Source organism: Devosia litorisediminis (assembly GCF_018334155.1).
Lineage (GTDB): Bacteria > Pseudomonadota > Alphaproteobacteria > Rhizobiales > Devosiaceae > Devosia > Devosia litorisediminis.
The window spans coordinates 1,698,502-1,719,980 of record NZ_JAGXTP010000001.1 but is presented as its reverse complement, the minus strand read 5'-3'; the positions used below and the strand labels follow the sequence as shown (position 1 = coordinate 1,719,980).

Genomic DNA, 21,479 nt, shown 5'->3' with positions numbered 1-21,479 from the left:
AGTCAGGTCTATCATGGACGTTTTCGCTCTGTTTTCCGCGCGTGTCGCCAATGCGATGCATGTTCTCTACCCCGAGATTGGTGCCGATCTGCTCGCCCGTATCGTGGTTGAGCCACCGCGCGACGCGGCCCATGGTGATCTCTCCACCAATGCGGCCATGGTCGTGGCCAAGCCGCTGGGCAAGAACCCGCGCGAAGTGGCCACCGCTCTGGTCGATCACTTCAGGCACGATAGCGACGTCACCAGCGTTGAGGTGGCCGGCCCCGGCTTCATCAACTTCCGGCTCGATGCGCCGGTCTGGCATCAGGTGCTGCGCGCCATTTCCCAGCAGGGCGCCGATTACGGCCGCTCCACGCTCGGCGGCGGCGCGGCGGTCAATATCGAATATGTTTCGGCCAATCCGACCGGGCCCATGCATGTGGGCCACACCCGTGGCGCCGTCTTTGGCGACACCCTGTCCTCGCTCATGGCCTATTCGGGCTATGAGGTGACCCGCGAATATTACATCAACGACGCTGGCAGCCAGATCGACACGCTGGCCCGTTCTACCATGCTGCGCTACCGCGAGGCTCTGGGCGAGACCATCGAGATCCCGCCCGGTCTCTATCCCGGTGATTATCTTGTGCCCGTCGGCGAGGCACTCAAGGTCGAGTTTGGCGACAGCCTGCTGGCCAAGCCCGAAGCCGAAGCGCTGGCCATCGTCAGGGAGCGGGTGCTTGTTGCCATGCTCGAGCTGATCAAGGCAGATCTGGCACTGCTGGGCATCCATCACGACGTGTTCTTCTCGGAGCGCCAGCTACACGGGCAGGGGGGCGATATCGACCTCACCCTGCAGTGGCTGCGTGAAAAGGACATGATCTATCAAGGGCGTCTCGAAGCGCCCAAGGGCAAGACGCCCGAGGAATGGGAAGATCGCGAGCAGACGCTGTTCCGCGCCACCGATTTTGGCGACGACACTGACCGCGCGCTGATCAAGTCCGACGGCTCCTATACCTATTTTGCCGCCGACATCGCCTATCACCGCAACAAGTTCCTGCGCGGCTTCAACCACATGATCAATGTGCTTGGCGCCGACCATTCCGGCTATGTCAAACGCCTGCAGGCCGCTACCAAGGCTGTCTCGCTGAACGCCGCTGATATGGATGTTCGTATCTGCCAGCTGGTGCGCCTGCTCAAGAACGGCGAACCCTTCAAGATGTCCAAACGCTCCGGCGATTTGGTCACGCTGGCCGATGTGGTTGAGGAAGTTGGCGCCGACGCGACTCGCTTCATGCTGATGTATCGGCGCAATGACGCGTCCATGGATTTCGATTTTGCCCTGGTAAAAGAGCAGACCAAGGACAATCCCGTATTCTACGTCCAGTACGCTCACGCCCGCGCTTATTCGATCTTCAAGACCGCGACCCGCGACCTGCCGGCGCTCGATACATCACCCGCAGCGCTCGCCGCTGCCGAGATCGAACGTATTGTCACGCCTGAAGAACTCGACCTGGTTCGGGTGCTCGCCGCCTGGCCGCGCACTGTCACTGCAGCCGCTATTGCGCATGAACCGCACCGTATTGCATTCTACGTGCATGAGTTGGCTGCGGCGTTCCATGGCTTCTGGGCGAAGGGCAAGGATGACCCGCAGTTACGTTTTGTTAACTCTGACGACCCAAAGCTGACTTTAGCCCGACTCGCCTTGGTCGACGCTGTCCGTCAGGTCATCGTCAACGCGTTGGGAATTCTGGGGGTCTCCGCACCGACGGAGCTTTCATAATTCGGGCGTAATACTGTGTTGAGTCGCGCAAATTAGCCCGCTTTGGGCGCCGTTGCAGGAACCTAGAGGCGCTGCTTTATGCTAGCGAAATCGTAGCGAATGGCCGGACAATCCGAAGCCGCAGACGACCTGATCGCGGAACTCGCAAAGCTGATGGCGCAGGATGCGCAGGATGACCGTCAGGGACCAGTCTCTGGTTCGCCGGCTCAGCCCGCTCCCGTCATGCCCGTGCGTATTCCCGGCGATAGCGACCCCAAGGCTGCAGCCAAGGGGCCGGCAGAGTTTCTGCGCTCATTTTCCGCGACGGCTGCTGAACCCGCAAAGCCCCGGAATGCCGCCAGTGTGGCGCCAGATCAGCCATCGTCACCTCAGCCAGTCGCGACACCTGCTGAGCCCGAACATGTGCCGTTCCACTTCGACTTCGATTTCCGTTCCGAGGATATGCCTGCCACCGGCGTCGAGGATGCTCCAGCCCAGCCTGCCGCACCCGAGCAGGCGGCCCCGGCGCCGCACACTGACGAACATGACAGTATTGCCGATCTGATTTCAGCCGAGCTGGCAGCCGATCCCGGTCCTGCGCCGCAGCCGCAACCGGCCGAGCCTGCGCCAGCAGTTCCCACTGCGGCGCCTGCACCAAGCACGGGCCCCGCATTGATGAGTGCCTCTGTCGCCGCCAGCCTGGGTGGTCAGAGCCGCGAGAGCATCGGCGCACCGCGCACCGATAATGATCGCTTCAAGGTGCCACCAGTATTCGGTCTGGGCTCCTCAGCAGGCCGCACCGCGCCAGCAGCCAATCCTGCACCCGTTGCCGCACCAGCGCCCAAGGCCGAGCCGGTCCAGGCCCATCAGGTGCTGCCACAATCTGCCGAGCCCGCTGTTGTTGCGCCACCGGCGCCGTCTGCTGATGATGCTGTCGGCCTCGACCCGATCGACGAAATCGAAAGCCTGATTGGTCGGGCAATGCGGGTCGAATTTGATCTGCCCGAAGATGATGCGCAGGCCAATCCAGCCCCGGCACCCGAGCCGGAGGCCATTGCGGTCGCGCCCGTCGCTGCGCCGGTTGAACCGGCTGCCAAGCCAGCAAGGCCGGTACCAAGTCCGGCATTGCGCAGCCTGGCCACGCCGACGCCGTCGGTTGACCATGCCCAGGATATGTCAGCGGCCGATCAGACCATTTTTGCAGCCGCGCAAGCCACGGGTGCCAAGGTCGGCTGGGTCAACGCCCCCGAAACTGAAGAATTTGAGTCCGAAGCCTATGCAGCTGCTCCGCGGCAGCGTGCTGGTGCGGGCATTTCGCGCGCCCTCGCTGGGCCGTTGGTCGCCATCACACTGCTTCTGGCCGCTGGCTTTGGCCTGTACTGGGTTCTGGGTTTGGGCGGTCGCGAAGAAGGTCCGGCACCGCTGCTGGTGGCTGATGAGAGCCCGGTCAAGGAAGTGGCGCCTGCCGCTTCAGCCGAGGATGATGCTGGCGCGCAGTCCATTGTCTTTAACGAGATGGATGGCGTCTCCGCTGGCGCAGACGAGCAATTGGTCTCGCGCGATCAGGCCGACGTCAACGAGGTCACGCAGGTGGCTGCGGTACCGACCGATTTGAGCGAAGAGGGACTGGCAAACCGCAAGGTACGCACGGTCAAGGTTCGTCCCGATGGCACCATTGTCAGCGGCGACGATAGTGTGGCTGGCAGTGCCATTCTGCCCGTTGACCGACCCAATGTGCCAGCAGTCCCCGGCGCTGAAACAGCAACGCCTGAGCTTCTGGCTAATGTCGAACCCGCCACACCGACACCAGCCGAAACAGCACCTGCGGCTACAGTAACACCGGTTGAACCCGGCTCGACCGTCCCTGCTGTTGATACCCAGGGCAATCCGATTGCCGGCAAGACCGCTGTCGTGCCCCGCATCCGTCCTCCCGGCCTGACCCTGCCGGTGGCCACACAGGCCACAGCCGTGCAGGCAACACCGATTGCTCCGGCGGCTGAACCTTCCCTGAGCATTCCCGGTGCCACCGAGGTTCCCGCTCTGGCAGACACGGCGCCCGCCTATGTGCAGTTGGCCTCGCAGCGCAGCGAAGCCGATGCCCGCCAGTCGGCCCAGAACATGGTCACCCGTTATGGCCCGCTGTTTGGTGGAGCCAATCTGGAAGTCCAGCGTGTAGATCTGGGCGTCAAGGGCATCTACTACCGCGTGCGCGTGCCGGCCAACTCGATTGAACAGGCCAATATGATCTGCACCAACGTCAAGGCAGCGGGCGGCGACTGCTTCACCCTTTAGGGGTGTTGCGGCGCCCCTGCCACGCTTGACGCTCGCCCGGTCAGCGGCCAAGGATGACGCGATGTTTCCGCAGCCCGGCATGCTTTGATGACCACCGCCCAGACCGACTGGTTTGATACGCCGGCCCCGCCTGCTGATGACGACGTCATGTATGTCGATGTCGATGGCTATGAGGGGCCGCTTGACCTCTTGCTCGATCTGGCCCGCCGCCAGAAGGTGGACCTTGCCTCCATCTCTGTTCTGGCGCTGGCTAAGCAATATCTGCGCTTCATCGAAAAGGTGCGCGAGAAGCGCATTGAGGTCGCTGCCGACTATCTGGTGATGGCCGCCTGGCTGGCCTACCTCAAAAGCCGCCTGATGGTGCCGCAAAGCGCTTCTGATGATGAGCCCTCCGGCGAGATGCTCGCCGCCATGCTGCAGTTCCGTCTCAAGCGTCTTGAGGCCATGCGTGCCGCTGCCAGCCAGTTGATGAACCGTCCCCGTCTGGGTTTTCAGGTCTATGCGCGCGGCATGCCCGAACCCATCGAGATCAAGACCCGCAGCCTGTGGGAAGCCTCGCTCTACGATCTGCTCAAGGCCTATTCCACCCAGCGTGAAAAGGGCGTGGTAACCGATTACGCGCCCATCCAGCGCACGGTCTGGTCACTGCAGGACGCCCGCGATATCCTCCAGCGCCTGATCGGTGATAGTTTTGACTGGGTGCCGATGGATACCTATCTGATCGACTATCTGGCCACGCCCGCCGAACGCGCCACCATTCGCGCCTCGACCTTTGCTTCCAGTCTCGAACTGGTGCGCCAGGGCCAGATCGATATCCGGCAGACCCAGACCTTTGGGCCGCTTTTTGTCCGACGTCACCGGGGCGAGGACACGTGAACGACCATCCAGACGAACCCAGCCAGGTCAACGAGCGCAATTTACGCGTGCTCGAAGCGGTACTTTTCGCCTCTGTTGAGCCGCTCGATGTGCACAGTCTGTTAGCCTATGTGGGGGAAGGCGCCGACATTGCTAACCTGCTCATCACCCTGCAGCAGCGCTATGCCGGTCGCGGCGTCAATCTGGTGCAGCGCGGCGACAAATGGGCCTTCCGCACCGCCGAAGATCTTGGGTTTCTGCTGCGTCGTGAGGAAAACGAAACCCGCCCGCTTTCCCGCGCCGCGCTCGAAACCCTCTCCATCATCGCCTACCACCAGCCCACAACCCGGGCGGAGATCGAGGAGGTCCGCGGTGTCGCCACGGGCAAGGGCACCATTGATTTGTTGATGGAGGCCGGCTGGATCCGCATGCGCGGCCGGCGCCGGACCCCCGGGCGCCCGGTAACCTACGGTACCACCGACGCTTTTCTCGATCACTTCGGGCTCGAAAGCCTGAGCGATCTTCCGGGCCTCGACGAGCTCAAGGGCGCCGGCCTGTTGTCGGGGCGTTTGCCGTCCACCATGCAGATCCCGCTTCCCTTTGACGGCGCACTGCGCGATGACGAGGATCCACTGGACCCCGACGATCTCGACGGCGAGGACGAAAACGCCTGATGACTGAAGAACTTGCAGGCTGGGGAACGCGCGGCACCACTGGTGTCAGCTTCGCCGCCACCCTCGAATTTGATGCCGTTGACGTCCGCCTTGGGGGCAGGGCGGTGCTCAACCAGTTCAGCCTCACCATGCGCCCCGGCGAGATCGTCTGCCTGCTCGGCGAATCGGGCTCCGGCAAGTCTACCGCGCTGCGCGTAGCCGCCGGCATCCAGCCAATTCACGCCGGTGCCGTCCGCATTAACGGCGAAACCGTCTCTGCGCCCGGCATCACCGTGCCAGCGGATCGACGTGGTGTTGGCCTGATGTTTCAAGATTTTGCGCTGTTTCCGCACCTGACGGTGCTGCAGAACGTTCTGTTTGGCCTGCGCCGCCTGGGGCGTGATGCCGCACTGGGGCAAGCCCGCGCTGCACTGCGCCGCGTCGGTCTGGGCGATCGTGAAGCAGATTATCCCCACATGCTTTCAGGTGGCCAGCAGCAGCGTCTGGCCCTGGCACGCAGCGTCGCCCCGCGTCCCGGCGTGCTACTGCTCGACGAGCCATTCTCCAGCCTGGACGCCCGACTGCGTGAAACCGTGCGCGAGGAAACTCTGGCCGTTCTGCGCGAAACCAATGTTACCAGCCTGATCGTCACCCATGATCCCGAAGAGGCCATGGTGTTGGGCGACCGCGTCGCGCTGCTGCGCCAGGGCCGCATCGCCCAGATCGGTACAGCGGCCGAAATCTACCGCAATCCGGTGGATTTGAGCGCCGCGCGCTTCTTTTCGCCGCTCAGCGAAATTGAGTGCGTGGTGCAAAATGAACAGGTCCAGACGCCGCTGGGCGACGTCGCCACGCCCGGCCTGATCGACGGCAGTCATGTCACCATCGCCATCCGGCCCGCCGGAGGTGCGCGTATTCGCCAGTCGGGGCCGGGCACCCCGGGTCGCATCACCAGCAAGCGCGATGCAATCGGCGAGGACATCTGCGAAGTCAAAGTCGCCGGCCTCGACATCCCATTGGGTGTTCGCCAGCCCGCCAGTGCCGCATTAGCCGTCGGTCACGACGTCTTCGTGACCCTTAACCCGGAACACGTTCTTGTGTTTCCCCGCGTTTGAACCTATTTCTGGCCTATATCTTCGCGTGTAACGCGTTCTGAAAAAGTTTTAGGGAGTTGAAAATGCACGCGCCAGGAATTTGGGGTATTCTCGTTGTTGCCGTCGTCGTGATCCTGCTGTTTGGTCGCGGCAAGATCTCCGGCATGATGGGTGAAGTTGCCTCGGGCATCAAAGCCTTCCAGAAGGGCATGAAGGATGACGACGACAAGCCTGTTGAGCGTGTCGCGACGACCACTGAGACTGCTCAGCCTGAAAAAAAGGACGTCTAGGACGTTCCTGACCGTCGCGCCTTTGCTTTGAGGAATAAAGACTATGCTCGGCTTGGGCTGGACAGAGATGCTGGTGATCGGCGTCATGGCGTTGATTGTGATCGGGCCGAAAGACCTGCCAGTGGTGATGAACCGCATTGGCAAGGTCGCGGGTCAGATCAGGCGTATGGGTACTGAGTTCCAGCGCGAGATCAACAAGACCACGGGGCTGGACGAGGTGCGCAATCTACGCAACTCGATCACCGCGCCGCTTAAAAAGACGTCTGATGAAATCCGCAAGGAATTCAACGCGATGACGCCGACTGGCGCCAAGCCGTCCGGCGTCATCAAGCCAGCCGATCCCGATGCGGAAAGCGTCGTTGACGAGATCAAGGCCAAGGCTGGCATGAGCGAGCCCGCCAAGCCAAAGACAGCCGACGAAATTGCCAGGGAAGCCGGTTTCAAGCCTGCCGGCCCGGCGCCCAAGACCTCTTCGGCAACCTTTGGCAAGCCAGCCGCCAAGGCCGATAAGCCTGCGGCGGCCGCTGACAAGCCTGCAGCAAAGCCAAAAGCGGCCCGCAAGGCCCCCGCCAAGGCCAAGGCAGCGCCGACCAGCCCTGTGACCAGCGGTGACCTGCCAGCTGTTGCTGACACCGCCGCCGACGTTAAAAAGCCGACACCCGCCAGGAAGCCCGCTGCCAAGAAGGCGGCGCCGGTAGCTAAAAAGACTGCGCCAGCTAAGGCTGCCGCGACCGGGGCTGACGCCGACGTCACCCCCGCCAAGTCGGCGCTGAAAAAGCGCGCTCCGGCCAAATCCAGGGCTGCCGCAACGCCCAAGGCCGCACCGAAAACCGCCGCCAAGGCCGGGGACGAATAGACCATGGCCGATCCCAAGCAGATTGAAGACAAGAGCGCCGAAACCCCGGACGAACTCGCAGGCAGCGAAGCGCCTTTGCTCGAGCATCTGGTCGAACTGCGCAAGCGGCTGATCTATTCGGCCATCGCGATCGTGGTGTTGATGGCATTCTGTTTCATCTTCGCCAGCACCATCTACGAGTGGCTGCTGATCCCCTATAAGCGCTCCGTACCGGGCGCCAATCTGATCTTCACGGCGCCGCAGGAGCTGTTCTTCACCTATCTCAATGTCGCCCTGTTCGGCGCCATTTTCCTGGGCTTCCCCTTTGTTGCCAGCCAGATTTACATGTTCGTGGCGCCCGGCCTCTACAAGCATGAACGCAAGGCGTTTATCCCTTATCTTGTAGCGACTCCGATCTTCTTCCTCGCCGGTGCGGCGCTGGTTTATCTGGTCGTGCTGCCCATGGCATTGCACTTCTTTGCCGGTATGCAGACCGACGATATCGAGATGCTGACGAGCGTCAGCGAATATCTCGGTCTGGCCATGCTGCTCATTCTGGCGTTCGGAATCTGTTTCCAACTGCCTGTCGTGCTGACGCTGCTGGCGCAGATCGATCTGGTCAATGTTGAACTGCTCAAGAAGGGCCGTCGCTACGCTATCGTGGCAATCGTGACCTTTGCTGCCTTCATCACCCCGCCCGATCCGATCTCCCAGCTTGGCCTTGCCCTGCCTATGTACCTGCTCTACGAACTCTCGATCTTGTCCGTACGGATGGTCGAGCGCCGCCGTGCCGCGGCTTTGGCCGAGCAGGAAGCGGAAACCTCCGGCTCATCGTCCGAATAGACCCTCAGCCTGTCCGGGGCCGGGGGGGTAGTATCCCTCGTGGCCTCGCAGGCGCGCCACGAGCCAGCTTTTAGCCTGTACCAATCAGAGGCGGGCGGTGCCCGTAACAGCCATGTTCGATATCAAGTGGATCAGAGCCAACGCCGAAGCCTTCGACGCTGCCGTATCACGGCGCAAAGGAGGCTCTGCCAGTGCGTCTGAACTGCTCGCCATCGATGATCGGCGGCGCGAGATTATCCAGCGTCTCAATGAAGCCCAGGAACAGCGCAATGCGCTGTCCAAGCAGATTGGTCAGGCCAAGGCGCAAAAAGACGAAGCCAAGGCTCAGGCACTGATGGCAGAGGTAGCCCAGCTCAAGGAATTCATCCCGCAGGGTGAAGCCGATGAGCGCGCCGTGGAGCGCGAACTGCACGATGCCCTCGCCGTCATTCCCAATCTGGTGTTCGACGACGTGCCCGATGGCGCCGATGAAACCGACAATGTCGAGTATTTTGGTGCCAATGGCACGGCCGAAACGGCCGCAAGGCAGCGCGCGCCAAAGCCCAGCTTCAGCTTCACGCCCAAGGAGCATTACGAGGTTGGCGTCGCCGCGCGCGACATGGACTTTGAAGCTGCGGCCAAACTCTCGGGTAGCCGGTTTGTCGTGCTCAAGGGCCAGATCGCCCGACTTGAACGCGCCCTGGGCCAGTTCATGCTCGACCTGCACACCACCCAGCATGGGTATATTGAAGTCCAGCCGCCACTGTTGGTGCGCGACGAAGCGCTGTTCGGCACCAACCAGCTGCCCAAGTTTGAAGACGATCTGTTCTTCACCCCGCATGGCGACTCGCGCCTTGCCCTGATCCCTACTGCCGAAGTGCCGCTGACCAATCTGGTGCGCGAAGCGATCCTGTCCGAAGACGAACTGCCGCTGCGCATGACGGCGCTGACCCCGTGCTTCCGTTCCGAAGCCGGATCTGCCGGTCGCGATACGCGCGGCATGCTACGCCAGCACCAGTTCAACAAGGTCGAGATGGTCTCCATCACCACCCCGGAAACCTCGATTGAGGAGCATGAGCGCATGCTGGGCTGTGCAGAAGCCGTGCTGCAAAAGCTCGGCCTGCATTACAGGGTCATGGACCTGTGCACCGGTGATGTCGGTTTCGGCGCCAAGCGCACCTACGATCTAGAAGTGTGGCTGCCGGGCCAGAATGCCTATCGCGAGATTTCGTCGGTTTCGGTGTGTGGTGACTTCCAGGCACGCCGTATGGACGCTCGCTATCGTCCCGCTGGTGAGAAGCAGGCGCCGCGCTTTGTCCATACCCTGAATGGCTCGGGTACTGCTGTTGGCCGCTGCCTGATTGCCGTACTGGAAAACTACCAGCAGGAAGATGGCACTGTTCGCGTGCCGGACGTGCTGCAGCCCTATATGGGCGGTCTGACCGCGATTGGTGGCCAGTAATGGGCCTGCGCATCCTCATCACCAATGACGACGGTGTGGATGCGCCCGGCATCGCCATCATGGCCGACATCGCGCGGGCGCTCAGTGACGACGTCTGGATTGTTGCCCCGGATGGCAATCAGTCAGGGGCGGGGCACCGGCTCAGCTTTGGCCACGAACTGACAATCGACCAGCGCGATGCCCGCACCTTTGCCGTGGTCGGCGGGTCGCCCGCCGACTGCGTGGTGGCCGGCATGACCCATCTGCTGGGTGACCGGCCCGCCGATGTGGTGCTCTCTGGGGTCAATGCGGGGCAGAACCTTGGTGACATCGTCAATTGCTCGGGCACCGCAGCGGGAGCCCGTGAGGGCGCCATGCAGGGCGCTATCGGCATCGCCATGAGTCAGGGGGTCGATTACGAGATCAGTCGCGATGTCGACTGGTCCAATGCCAAGGCACATGGTCTGGCTGCTGCCCGCGCGGTCATTGCTGCCGCACAAGGGCGGGAGCACTACTACAACGTCAACTTCCCGTTCTGTGACCCCGCCACCACCAAGGGCATCGCCGTAGTGCCGCTGCAGCGCTTCTCACGGTCGCCGTTCAGCTATTATCCCAGCGACAATGCCGGCAAGTTCTTCGTTGCCATTCCACAGACTCCATTGCCGCTCGATCGCGGCGCCGATTTTGAAACCATGCGCCGGGACGGCTATGTCACCGTCACGCCGCTTCTGCTGCAGCAGACGGATATGGGGCTGGCCGAGCGCCTCAATGGCACGCTGACACTGTAGCGCAAAGCGCGGGTTGGCGGGCGATTTGCACAGGCCCGCATTCTTAACCTTACTCAATCCGGAATCGATGCTGTTCGATTTTGCTCAAATCGCATCGGCCTTAAACTCGTCTTTACCTTACCGGCCTAGTCTCAAATTCGTGTTGAGTACCTGCGTACGAGTAAGCTGATGAGTATCCGCGTATCCCGTCGGGCACCCAAGGGTGCCGTTGCGATGGCTGGCCTTCTGGTTGCTGCCGTTGCCCTGTCCGGGTGTTCCAGTCTGGGTAGTCGCGCCTTTGGCGACCCCACCACGACTGGCGCGCTCCCGCAGGCCGCTCCCCAATCATTTAATCAGCCCATGCCGGCCAGCCTTGGCGCGCCGCAGAACATGGTGGCTGACGCCCAGTTCCTGCCACCGGCCAATGTCGGTGGTTCAATGGGGCAGTCCGGAACGGTTCAGCCGCTCTGGGGTCAGCCGACACAACCCGCATTCAGCCAGCCGATCACGCCCATGGCGAGCGGCGGTGCTGCGCCTACCGTTCAGTCGCAAAATCTACCAGTTCTGAGTTCTTCGCCCCAGGGATCCGTTCCAGCCATGCAAGCACAGCCCGCCGTCGCTTCGGCTACCATGCCGTCTCCCGCTGCCCTTGGCAGCATGCCGACCAATAATTCGGTGCCAACGCTGGCTGCGGTGACGCCATCAGCGCCGGCTACCAGTGGGACCTTTACCCACACCATCGCCAGCGGTGAATCGCTCTATACGATTGCCCGCCGCTATGAGGTGACGACCCAGTCGCTGGTTCAGGCCAATAGCCTGGAATCACCCGACAAGATCGTCGTTGGTCAGAAGGTGATCATCCCGGGTCGCGCCGATCTGCTCTCCACCAAGGCTCCCGTCGCCAGGACGGCGTCGGTCAGCGAGACAATCGCCCCTGTTCCGGCCCAGCAGACCCTGCCACAGGCTGCGCCCAATACATTGCAGGCCACCGCGGCCCCGGCTGCCGCTCCTGCTCCAGTTGCGGCCCCTGCCACGGCTGAACCCGTCAAGGTTGCTGCAGCACCTGCCGCAGAACCAGTCATGTCCGGCAGTGACAAGTTCCGCTGGCCCGTCAGTGGCCGTGTGCTGGTCGATTTCGCTGCTTCCAAGGGCACCGGCATCAATATTGAAGCCGCAGAGGGTGCCTCGATCAAGGCCGCCGAAAACGGCACCGTCATCTATGTCGGTTCGGGCGTTGAGGGGTATGGCAATCTGATCCTGATCCGCCACCCCAATGGCTACGTCTCAGCCTACGCTCATCTCGGTTCAATGAATGTTGCCAAGGGCACCAATGTCAGCCGCGGTGATACCATCGGCGCTGCCGGCAAGACCGGCTCGGTGACCAAGCCGCAGCTGCACTTTGAGCTGCGCAAGGGTGCGACACCGGTCGATCCGGTTCCGCTGCTCGCCAGCTAGGCACTGATCGTCAGACAATACAAAGCCCCCGCAATTGCGGGGGCTTTTGCTTTAGGTGGCGGATTTGCCCATTTCACCAGCCAGTGTGCGGACAAGTTGAATGGCGACGCGACCCGATCGCGCGCCGCGTGTTGCGGCCCACTCAATGGCCCTTGCGCGCAAGGTTTCCTCGTCCAGTTCCAGACCGTAATGGGCCGCATAGGCATGCACCATGGTCAGGAAGGTCGGCTGATCGCAATTGTGGAACCCCAGCCACAGACCGAAGCGGTCCGATAGCGACACCTTCTCTTCGACGGCCTCGCCGGGATTGATGGCCGTCGAACGCTCGTTTTCGATCATGTCCCGTGGCATCAGATGGCGCCGGTTCGATGTGGCGTAGAACAGGGCATTGCTCGGCCGCCCCTCCAGTCCGCCATCAAGAATGGTCTTGAGCGATTTGTAGCTGGTTTCGCCGGTATCAAAGCTCAGATCGTCGCAGAAGACGATGAAACGCGCGCGCTCATTGGCGATGCGGCGCATCAGGACGGGCAGGGTCTCAAGGTCTTCCCGCGCAATCTCGATCAGCACCAGTCGTTCAAATCCATCCTCGCTTCGTTCGCTGATGTCGCCGTGAATCGCTTTGACCAGCGAGCTCTTGCCCATGCCGCGTGCGCCCCATAGCAGCGCATTGTTGGCGCCGTGACCGCGCGCAAACTGTTCGGTATTGCGCAGCAAGATGTCCTGCACTGCGTCAATGCCCTTGAGCATGGCCAAAGGTACGCGACTGACCTGCGGTACGGCCAGCAATTCTCCCGAATCGCCATCCCAGTGATAGGCATTGGCCGTGCCCAGGGCAGGGGCCTGTGGTGTTTTATCGGGCGCCAGCGCCTGCAATGCCTGGGCAATCGCATCTAGTTTGGCACTGATTTCGGCCAGGTGGTCTTTGCTCTTCAACGCTGTCTATCCTCAAGCTCGGCGCGGCAATTTGCGGCGTCCGGAATGCCTTTGCAATCACTGGGTCGCAAATGTATAGTCCGCCCGATTTTGACCGGGGCGCAAGTGCAACCAGCCCCACATGCGTCCAGTGCCTCGCGCAGCGCTGTGGATTGACTGGCGCAGTCCCTCCCAAACCAAGAAAAACTCAAGGAACTCGCTATGTTTGTAACGCCCGCTTACGCCCAGGCAGCCGGCGCCGCCGGTACCGGTGGCATCGGTGACATCTTCATTCAGTTGATGCCGATTCTGCTCCTGGTCGTGATCTTCTGGTTCCTGATCTTCCGCCCACAGCAGAAGCGTCTGAAAGCCCAGCAGGCCATGTTGGCAGCGATCCGTCGCGGCGACACCGTGGTCACCACCGGCGGTATCATCGGCAAGGTCACCAAGGCTGTTGATGGCGAAGATCTTGAAGTCGAGATCGCCTCGGGCGTGAAGGTCAAGATCGTGCGCGGCATGGTCTCTGATGTCCGCTCCAAGGCTGAGCCGGTCAACGACAACAAGCCAGCCTGATAACAGGCTCCCGAATGTTGCCGGAGCCTAAGGGCTCCGGCTTTTTTCCTTCCAGGACGACTTAAATGCAGTTCTCGCCGGTCCGTACCGCCATCATCATTGCTGTCACTCTGCTGGGCTTCTTCTTCGCCCTGCCGAGCTTTTTGCCGCAAACCGTGCGGGACGCATGGCCGAGCTGGCTGCCGTCGCAGACCATCGTCCTGGGCCTTGATTTGCAGGGCGGCTCGCATCTGCTGCTGGAGGTCAATCAGGATGGCATTGTCACAGAGCGCCTGGCGGACCTTCGCCGCGACGCCCGCAGCATTCTGGCCAATGACAATGGCATCGGCAATCTGATCACCACCGACGAGGTCTCGCGCTCGATTTCGATCGAACTGACCGACCCGACACAGGCTGACACTGCGCTGACCGCGCTGGCAGGCCTGCAGAATTCGGTCGGGGGTACGTTGTTCTCGACCTCCGGCGTCCAGGAACTGACCATCGAGCCCGCTGCTGACGGGCGGATCACCGTGGCGCTGACCCAGGAGGGTATCGACGACCGCATGTCCGCTCTGGTCGCGCAGTCGATCGAAGTTATCCGCAATCGTATTGACGAGCTGGGCACAACCGAGCCGACCATTCAGCGTCAGGGCAATAATCGTGTTCTGGTGCAGGTCCCGGGCTTTGGCGACTCCACGCGTCTCAAGGACATTATTTCGCGCACTGCGCGCCTGACTTTCCACATGGTCTATCCCGGCATGACAGCCGCGCAGGCCGATGCCCAGGGTCTGCCTGCCGGCACCATGATCCTGCCCAGCCAGGATGGCGGCAGCGAACTGCTCTATGAAGACATCGCCCTTGGTGGCGAATCCCTGGTGGACGCGCAGCCCAGCTATGACCAGCAGCGCGCCATGCCCGTCGTGAGTTTCCGCTTCGACACCCGCGGCGCCATTGCCTTCGGCCAGATCACCTCGAACAATGTCGGCCAGCGTTTCGCTATCGTGCTCGACAACCAGGTTATCACTGCCCCTGTGATCCAGTCGCCCATTACCGGTGGTTCGGGCCAGATCAGCGGCAGCTTCACCACCGCTACCGCCAACGACCTTGCCGTGCTGCTGCGTGGTGGTGCTTTGCCCGCCAGCCTCGATATCGTTGAAGAGCGCTCGGTCAGTGCCGGTCTTGGCGCGGATTCTATCCGTGCAGGTGTCACCGCCGGTATCATCGGCGCGATCGCAGTGATCGTCTTTATGGTCATCGCCTATGGTCTGTTCGGTGTGTTTGCCGACATTGCAGTGATGCTCAATGTCGTGCTGATCCTGGCTGCTCTGTCCATGCTTGGTGCAACCCTCACGCTGCCCGGCATCGCCGGTATCGTTCTGACCATCGGTATGGCGGTTGACGCCAATGTGCTGATCTTCGAGCGCATACGTGAGGAACTGGCTGCCGGACGGAGCAAGATTTCCGCCATTGAAGCGGGCTTCCAGCGCGCCATGGCCACCATTCTGGATGCCAACATTACCACGCTGATTGCTGCCGTGGTTCTGTTCTACCTCGGCTCGGGCCCGGTTCAGGGCTTCGCCGTCACGCTGGCTCTGGGTATTCTGACGACTTTGTTCACCGCTTATATGGTGACCCTGTTCATCGTTGGTCGCTGGTACAATTGGGCTCGCCCCAAGACCCTGCGCATTCAGCTGGTGCGCCTGATCCCGGACGGCACCAAGATCTCCTTCATGGGCATTCGCAAATACGCGATTGCCTTCTCGATCATCACCTCGATCCTGTCGCTGGGCTGGTTTGGCTATCACGGCCTCAATCTCGGCATTGATTTCCGCGGCGGTTCCGCCATGGAAATCCAGGCCACCGACGGCACAGCCGAACCCGGTGCGATCCGCGAAGCGCTCTCGGCGCTCGATCTTGGTGAAATCCAGGTGCAGGGCTTTGGTGAGACCGACCGGCTTCTGGTGCGCGTTCAGACCCAGGACGGCGGCGCATCTGCCCAGCAGGATGCTGTCAATTTGGTGCAGCAGACCATCGAGGATGCTGGCTACGTGACTCGCGGTACTGAAACCGTTGGCCCCACGGTTTCGAGCGAACTGGCCATCACCGGGGCCATCGGCCTTGGTGTCGCGCTGCTCGGCATTCTGGTCTATCTCTGGTTCCGCTTCGAGTGGCAGTTCGCGGTTGGTGCGATCATCTCGACGGGTCACGACGTGATCCTTACCATCGGCCTGTTCGCCTTTGTCGGGCTGGAGTTCAACGCGTCCAGTATCGCCGCGATCCTGACCATTGTCGGTTACTCACTCAACGATACCGTCGTGATTTACGACCGCATCCGCGAATACCGCATGAAGTACAAGAAGATCGGCTTGCCCGAGATCATCGATATCTCGATCAACTCGACCCTGCCGCGTACCATCCTGACAGCATCGACCACCTTCATCGCGCTGATGGCTTTGGTGGTGTTTGGTGGCGATGTGATCCGCAGCTTCACCATCTCGATGGCTTGGGGCGTGCTGGTCGGTACCTATTCGTCGATCTTCATCGCCGCACCGATCCTGATCTATCTCGGTGTTACCACCCGTCTGGATCAGGCTGGCGACAAGGATGGCACGGAGTTGACCGATCCCACGGATGGCGCGGCGGTCTGAGGCTCTCATGACCGAAACCACCCCCGGCCACTTTCCCGATCAGGTCGGCATCGACGCCTATGGCAATAGCGGGTTCCGCTTTGCCGAGATGTCGCACCGTGGCTCGTTGCTCTGCCTGCCCACCGGCATGCTCGGCTGGAGTGTCGCTACCCCGGCCGATATCACGCTGGACAGCCTGGCACCGGTATTGGCCGCCGCTGACGACATCGATGTACTCATGATTGGTCTGGGACACGACATCACCGGACTGTCGCCCGATGTTCGGGCGGCACTGCGCGAGCAGGGTATCATCGTCGAGGCCATTACAACCGGCAGCGCCGTACGCACCTATAATGTCTTGTTGGCCGAGCATCGTGCCGTGGCGGCCGCGTTGATTGCGGTCGACAAGGTCCGGTGAGATGAGTGCTGAGAGCTTTGTTCACGCAGCGGACGCCCTGCGCAGCGGGGATCGTGACCGCTACCTTTCGACACTGGTGCTGACTGGTGCACATCGCGACGCCGTCACCGCGCTCTACGCCTTTAACGCCGATGTCGCCTCCACGCGCGAGCGCGTGTCGGATCCGGCGCCTGGCGAAATCCGGCTGCAATGGTGGAGTGATGCGCTCGATGGCGAGGGCCACGGGGCGGTTCGGCAAAATCCGGTAGCTGATGCGCTGCTCGATACCATTGCCCGCTACAACATACCCGCCGGCACGCTGTTGCGTCTGCTGGGGGCGCGACGTTTCGATCTATATGATGACCCGATGCCTGATCTTGAGAGCTTTGAGGGTTATGCTGGGGAGACGGTATCCACGCTGTATCAACTGGCCGCCATGATCCTCAATGATGGCGAGACCATCGAGACCGGCGACGCGGCGGGGCATCTTGGCGTCGCTCATGCGATGATCGGTCATCTGCGTGGTTTTGGCCACTTCGCCGCTCAGGGGCGCATCATGCTGCCCTGGACCATTTTCGCGGCCAATGGCGTGCAGGAAGGCGAGATATTCGCTGGCACGGACAGCGAGGGGCTTTCAGAGGCGCTGGGCCAGATTTCTGAACTGGCTTCTGGCCATCTGATCAAGGCCGAGACGGCCATTGCGAATTTGCCGGCCCATCTCAAGCCAGCCTTCGCGCCAATTGCAGTGCTCAAGGCGCAGTATCGGCTTCTCGAGCAACGCTCGCGGGCGCCGTTTGCGGCCGCACCAGACGACGCAGATTGGCGCAAGATTACCCGACTGGCCTGGTGGGCTTGGCGCAACCGCTAAAGGCGCTCATTGCCGAATGCGACGAAGTCGCCGGACAGACGACCTGCTACGGCGCCCTCATAATCAAGTTCTGCATCAACGCTGATCCGCGCCACGCCGCGACGCGCCAACAGGCGCGAGAAGCGGTCCCAATCGGCATCTGGTGGTAGTGCCGAGCGCGCCGTGAAGTCTCCGGCAATGGGGGCCAGATAATCTATCGTGTTGCGTTGGATGACAACGCGACTTGGTCGACCCGCAGCTGTCAGGCGCAAGTGCAGCAGACACCAGGCTGAGAGGATCGCTACGGCCGAGGCACTGCCACCGAACACCGTGTCCCGGTGGTTGATATTGGGTGCCAGCGGCGCGCCCAGCGTCACGCTCGTATCGGCAATCGCAACCACCCGCACCGCCATCGCCCGAGAAAGCGGGATATGATCGTGCAGATAGGTTTCGAGCTCTGCCGGTGTCATACCCAGGCTTTCAGATCCTCAAGCGCCCGCGAGGTGATCGCCCTGCGCTTTGCCTGCGTCTTTTCCGGCCCGCGCCAACGGGTGACGCCTTCCGGTTTGGTAACCGTGACCGGTGGGAACAGACCGAAATTGACGTTCATTGGCTGGAAGCTGCGCGCGCCACTATAACTCTCGGACTCGATGTGTCCGCCGGTGATGTGGGCAACCAGAGCGCCCAATGCAGTGGTATTTGGCGGCGTGGCCATGGTCTCACCACGCGCTTCAGCTGCCGCGAGGCGACCGGTGATCAGCCCTACTGCGGCACTTTCTACATAGCCCTCAACGCCGGTGACCTGACCCGCGAAACGAATTCGGGGATCAGCTTTCAGTTTCAGGTCCGGTCCTAGAACTTTGGGCGAATTGAGGAAGGTATTGCGATGCAGCCCCCCCAGACGCGCAAACTGCGCATTCTCGAGGCCCGGGATCATGCGAAGGATTTCCGCCTGAACGCCGTAGCGCATCTTGGTCTGGAACCCCACCATGTTCCATAGCGTGCCCAGTGCATTGTCCTGACGCAGCTGCACGATGGCATAGCTCTTGACCAGCGGGTCGCGCGGATTGGTCAACCCGACCGGTTTCATCGGGCCGTGCCGCAGTGTTTCCTCGCCGCGTTCTGCCATCACTTCAATCGGCAGGCAGCCATCGAAATAGGGGACCTTTTCCCAGTCCTTGAATTCATGCAGCGGAGCAGTCTTTAGCGCCTCGACAAAGGCGTAGTACTGCTCCTTGTTCATCGGACAGTTCAGATAGTCGGCACCCGTGCCGCCCGGACCGGCCTTGTCGTAGCGCGACTGCGCCCAGACTATGTCCATATTGATGCTGTCGAAATGCACAATCGGCGCGATGGCGTCAAAGAAGGCCAGCGCATCTTCACCCGTCTTGGCCAGAATCGCATCCGCCATCGCCGGTGAGGTAAGTGGGCCGGTCGCAATGATCACATTGCGCCAGTCTTCGGGCGGCATGCCGGCCACTTCTTCGCGCGCCATGGTGATGTTGGGGTGGTTTTCGATAGCCTCGGTGACCGCGGCAGAAAAGCCGTGCCGATCAACGCCCAATGCGCCGCCAGCAGGGATCTGGTGCTTGTCGGCACACGCCATGATTACCGAATTGCAGCGCCGCATCTCTTCGTGCAGCAAGCCGACGGCGTTGTGCTCATGGTCGTCAGAGCGGAAGCTATTGGAACAGACCAGCTCGGCCAGGCTGTCGGTCTGGTGCGCGTCCGTGCCGCGCACGGGTCGCATTTCATGCAGAATGACCTGTGCGCCAGCCTCCGCTGCCTGCCATGCTGCTTCCGAGCCGGCAAGACCGCCGCCGATGATATGAATAGGTTCTGATGTGGACATGAGCGCCAGATAGCAAGCGCCGTTGAACTGCGCAACACAGACCTGTGGTCTGACCCGGGTGCAGTGTTACGGTCCCATGCAGGGGGACGCTGTTGATGGCCAGAAAGCTGGTACTTTGGGGGCGCAGAAGCTCGTGCAATGTCCAGAAAGTGATCTGGGCGCTCGAAGAACTGCAACTGCTCTATGTGCATGTAGAACTTGGTGGCGAGCATGGCGGTCTCGACGATCCCGCCTATCGCGCGCTCAACCCCAATGGTCTGGTGCCCACGCTTCAGGATGGCGAGCTGGCGATATGGGAAAGCCATGCCATCGTGCGTTATCTGGCCGCGGCTTATGGCAATGACGGGATCTGGCCACCAGATCCCGCCCGACGGGCCATTGTGGACCAATGGACCGACTGGACTGCCACGACCCTCCAGCCCGCCTGGATCAAGCTGTTCTGGCTTGTCGTACGCACCCCGCAGACCGATCACGACGTATCTTCCATTGTGGCGGCCTATGCCGAGACGGTCGCCGCCATGCTGCAACTGGACAACCATCTCGCCGCCAATGCGTTCATTGCCGGTAACAGGCTGAGCTATGCCGACATCGTGGCCGGCGTTGCGCTGTTTCGCTGGTTCACAATGGACATCGATCGCCCCTCCATGCCCGGCATTGAACACTGGTACGCGCGCCTGCAGCAACGGCCCGGCTTTCGCCAGGCCGTCATGGTCAGTTATGAGGAATTGATTGGTCGGCTCGCCTATTAGGCGGCGCGGCTCTCGTGTTTGCCTTCGAGAATCTCTTCGCCAATCTTGTCACAGAAGGCAGGCAGATCGTCAGGCTTGCGGCTGGTGATCAGCCCCTTGTCGACAACAACCTCGCTGTCTTCCCACAGACCACCTGCATTGATCACGTCGGTTTTAATCGATGGATATGAGGTCACCTTGCGACCCGACACCACACCGGCTTCGATCAGCAGCCAAGGGGCGTGGCACACGGCGGCAACGACTTTCTTCTGTTCCCAGAAAGCTTTGATCAGTTCTATTGCCTTGGGTTCGACGCGCAACAGGTCGGGGTTGATCTGTCCGCCAGGCAGCACGATGGCGTCGTAATCGTCGGCCGAAGCATTCGAGAGCGCCTTGTCGACTGGCACGCTATCGCCCCAGTCGGTCTTGTCCCAGCCCTTGATCTCGCCGGTCTCTGGCGAAATCACATGCACAGTGGCACCTGCGTCGCGCAGCGTGTTCAGCGGCACTTCCAGCTCGGATTGTTCAAAGCCGTTGGTGGCGAGGATGGCGATGTTTTTCCCGGTAAGGTTCTGCATGGGTCACTCCTGTTCGTTGTCGGGCTCAACGGGTCAGGATTGCAGGAGTTCCAGCCCTTTCAGGCTTGTGATCACGCTATCGCGGACAACAAAACACCCGCATCTCAAAGAGAAGCGGGTGTTCGGTTTGGGTCGACTTGGAGGTTTGAAATCGACGACTTAGAGCGAGCTGACATGATCACGTGCAACGCGATTGATATCGGTGCGCGAGATGCCCAGATCGTTGAGCTGGCGGTTGTCGAGAGCGGCGAGTTCACGAACGGTCTGCTGGTAAGCGGCCCATTTCTTGAAGGTATTGCGAATGTTCATTTGGAAGTCTCCTTGGTTTACGAGCTTATATTTAGGGCAGTGCCACCAGAATGAGCAGTGGGATAATGGTCAAATGAGCTATGCGTTCTGTGCGGGGCTGGGCAAATTGTGGTTACCAAAACTCTAACCCGTGCAAAACATTGATGGCCGCCGGCTGGCGTCTTGGCGGCCATCGCAAATTCGGTGGCTCGAAAAAGCCTAGCGATCAAACAGCGACCGGGTCATTTTCGAAAAGTCGGGACCTGAGATCCCCAGTAGATCGGCATCACGCGTTGAGGGAACGTCCATTTCCCGCAACGTCTGCTTGATGTCGACCAGGCGCTTGACGCGCCAGACGGCTCTCACAAACATCGGCGTATTCCCTTTTGGCTGTCTTGTAGACAGGCCCAAGATGGGGTGATTTGGACGGAAGCGCCATGTCGTAAACGTCAACTG

At 61.3% G+C, this 21,479-nt stretch carries 22 protein-coding genes; 16 read left to right on the top strand and 6 right to left on the bottom strand.

What is annotated here, in order from left to right; translation table 11 throughout:
- Positions 1-13: 13 nt before the first annotated feature.
- From argS to KD146_RS08155, 11 genes are all read left to right on the top strand, one after another.
- Positions 14-1,759, top strand: coding sequence for an arginine--tRNA ligase (gene argS, locus KD146_RS08205; protein WP_212658207.1), 1,746 nt, complete (start codon positions 14-16; stop codon positions 1,757-1,759).
- Positions 1,760-1,858: 99 nt separating this feature from the next.
- Positions 1,859-4,030: an SPOR domain-containing protein gene (locus KD146_RS08200; RefSeq protein WP_212658206.1), complete on the top strand. Its 2,172-nt coding sequence runs from the start codon at positions 1,859-1,861 to the stop codon at positions 4,028-4,030.
- Positions 4,031-4,117: 87 nt separating this feature from the next.
- Entirely contained in the window at positions 4,118-4,906 is a 789-nt protein-coding gene (locus tag KD146_RS08195; protein WP_212658205.1) for a segregation and condensation protein A, read from the top strand.
- Positions 4,903-5,559: an SMC-Scp complex subunit ScpB gene (scpB, locus tag KD146_RS08190; protein ID WP_212658204.1), complete on the top strand. Its 657-nt coding sequence runs from the start codon at positions 4,903-4,905 to the stop codon at positions 5,557-5,559. The genes KD146_RS08195 and scpB overlap by 4 nt, the downstream gene beginning before the upstream one ends.
- Positions 5,559-6,653 (top strand): ABC transporter ATP-binding protein, encoded by a 1,095-nt coding sequence (locus KD146_RS08185; RefSeq protein WP_212658203.1) that lies wholly within the window; start codon positions 5,559-5,561, stop codon positions 6,651-6,653. Before scpB ends, KD146_RS08185 begins: the two co-directional genes overlap by 1 nt.
- A gap of 62 nt (positions 6,654-6,715) precedes the next feature.
- Entirely contained in the window at positions 6,716-6,922 is a 207-nt protein-coding gene (tatA, locus tag KD146_RS08180) for a twin-arginine translocase TatA/TatE family subunit (RefSeq protein WP_212658202.1), read from the top strand.
- A 43-nt stretch (positions 6,923-6,965) separates the two neighbouring features.
- Complete coding sequence (gene tatB, locus KD146_RS08175; protein WP_212658201.1) at positions 6,966-7,778, top strand: Sec-independent protein translocase protein TatB; 813 nt, start codon at positions 6,966-6,968, stop codon at positions 7,776-7,778.
- A 3-nt stretch (positions 7,779-7,781) separates the two neighbouring features.
- The gene (gene tatC / locus KD146_RS08170; RefSeq protein WP_212658200.1) at positions 7,782-8,600 is read left to right on the top strand and encodes a twin-arginine translocase subunit TatC; all 819 of its coding nucleotides are present in this window, start codon (positions 7,782-7,784) and stop codon (positions 8,598-8,600) included.
- Between the two features lie 112 nt (positions 8,601-8,712).
- Complete coding sequence (gene serS / locus KD146_RS08165) at positions 8,713-10,041, top strand: serine--tRNA ligase (RefSeq protein WP_212659155.1); 1,329 nt, start codon at positions 8,713-8,715, stop codon at positions 10,039-10,041.
- Positions 10,041-10,808, top strand: coding sequence for a 5'/3'-nucleotidase SurE (gene surE, locus KD146_RS08160; protein WP_212658199.1), 768 nt, complete (start codon positions 10,041-10,043; stop codon positions 10,806-10,808). Before serS ends, surE begins: the two co-directional genes overlap by 1 nt.
- A gap of 168 nt (positions 10,809-10,976) precedes the next feature.
- Entirely contained in the window at positions 10,977-12,242 is a 1,266-nt protein-coding gene (locus tag KD146_RS08155) for a M23 family metallopeptidase (RefSeq protein WP_212658198.1), read from the top strand.
- A gap of 51 nt (positions 12,243-12,293) precedes the next feature.
- Here KD146_RS08155 and KD146_RS08150 read toward each other — a convergent pair whose 3' ends face one another.
- Entirely contained in the window at positions 12,294-13,175 is an 882-nt protein-coding gene (locus KD146_RS08150; protein ID WP_212658197.1) for an ATP-binding protein, read from the bottom strand.
- 201 nt (positions 13,176-13,376) lie between these two features.
- On the opposite strand from KD146_RS08150, the gene yajC reads away from it, so the two are divergent.
- The 4 genes from yajC to KD146_RS08130 all read left to right on the top strand — a co-directional run bounded on the left by yajC (position 13,377) and on the right by KD146_RS08130 (position 17,598).
- Positions 13,377-13,727: a preprotein translocase subunit YajC gene (yajC, locus tag KD146_RS08145; protein WP_212658196.1), complete on the top strand. Its 351-nt coding sequence runs from the start codon at positions 13,377-13,379 to the stop codon at positions 13,725-13,727.
- Between the two features lie 65 nt (positions 13,728-13,792).
- The gene (secD, locus tag KD146_RS08140) at positions 13,793-16,354 is read left to right on the top strand and encodes a protein translocase subunit SecD (protein ID WP_212658195.1); all 2,562 of its coding nucleotides are present in this window, start codon (positions 13,793-13,795) and stop codon (positions 16,352-16,354) included.
- Between the two features lie 7 nt (positions 16,355-16,361).
- Positions 16,362-16,751 (top strand): Mth938-like domain-containing protein, encoded by a 390-nt coding sequence (locus KD146_RS08135; RefSeq protein WP_212658194.1) that lies wholly within the window; start codon positions 16,362-16,364, stop codon positions 16,749-16,751.
- Position 16,752: 1 nt separating this feature from the next.
- Positions 16,753-17,598, top strand: coding sequence for a phytoene/squalene synthase family protein (locus KD146_RS08130; protein WP_212658193.1), 846 nt, complete (start codon positions 16,753-16,755; stop codon positions 17,596-17,598).
- Here KD146_RS08130 and KD146_RS08125 read toward each other — a convergent pair.
- Together KD146_RS08125 and trmFO are read right to left on the bottom strand one after the other, a co-directional pair.
- Complete coding sequence (locus KD146_RS08125; RefSeq protein WP_212658192.1) at positions 17,595-18,047, bottom strand: YiiD C-terminal domain-containing protein; 453 nt, start codon at positions 18,045-18,047, stop codon at positions 17,595-17,597. The genes KD146_RS08130 and KD146_RS08125 overlap by 4 nt on opposite strands.
- On the bottom strand, positions 18,044-19,429 hold the full coding sequence (gene trmFO / locus KD146_RS08120; RefSeq protein WP_212658191.1) for a methylenetetrahydrofolate--tRNA-(uracil(54)-C(5))-methyltransferase (FADH(2)-oxidizing) TrmFO: 1,386 nt from the start codon (positions 19,427-19,429) through the stop codon (positions 18,044-18,046). The genes KD146_RS08125 and trmFO overlap by 4 nt, the downstream gene beginning before the upstream one ends.
- Positions 19,430-19,524: 95 nt before the next feature.
- Here trmFO and KD146_RS08115 point away from each other — a divergent pair, with 95 nt between their 5' ends.
- Positions 19,525-20,178: a glutathione S-transferase family protein gene (locus KD146_RS08115; RefSeq protein WP_212658190.1), complete on the top strand. Its 654-nt coding sequence runs from the start codon at positions 19,525-19,527 to the stop codon at positions 20,176-20,178.
- Here KD146_RS08115 and KD146_RS08110 read toward each other — a convergent pair.
- The 3 genes from KD146_RS08110 to KD146_RS08100 all read right to left on the bottom strand — a co-directional run bounded on the left by KD146_RS08110 (position 20,175) and on the right by KD146_RS08100 (position 21,395).
- Positions 20,175-20,735, bottom strand: coding sequence for a type 1 glutamine amidotransferase domain-containing protein (locus KD146_RS08110; RefSeq protein ID WP_212658189.1), 561 nt, complete (start codon positions 20,733-20,735; stop codon positions 20,175-20,177). The genes KD146_RS08115 and KD146_RS08110 overlap by 4 nt on opposite strands.
- 159 nt (positions 20,736-20,894) lie before the next feature.
- The gene (locus KD146_RS08105) at positions 20,895-21,044 is read right to left on the bottom strand and encodes a DUF1127 domain-containing protein (protein ID WP_212658188.1); all 150 of its coding nucleotides are present in this window, start codon (positions 21,042-21,044) and stop codon (positions 20,895-20,897) included.
- Positions 21,045-21,242: 198 nt separating this feature from the next.
- Complete coding sequence (locus tag KD146_RS08100; protein WP_212658187.1) at positions 21,243-21,395, bottom strand: hypothetical protein; 153 nt, start codon at positions 21,393-21,395, stop codon at positions 21,243-21,245.
- Positions 21,396-21,479 lie beyond the last annotated feature (84 nt).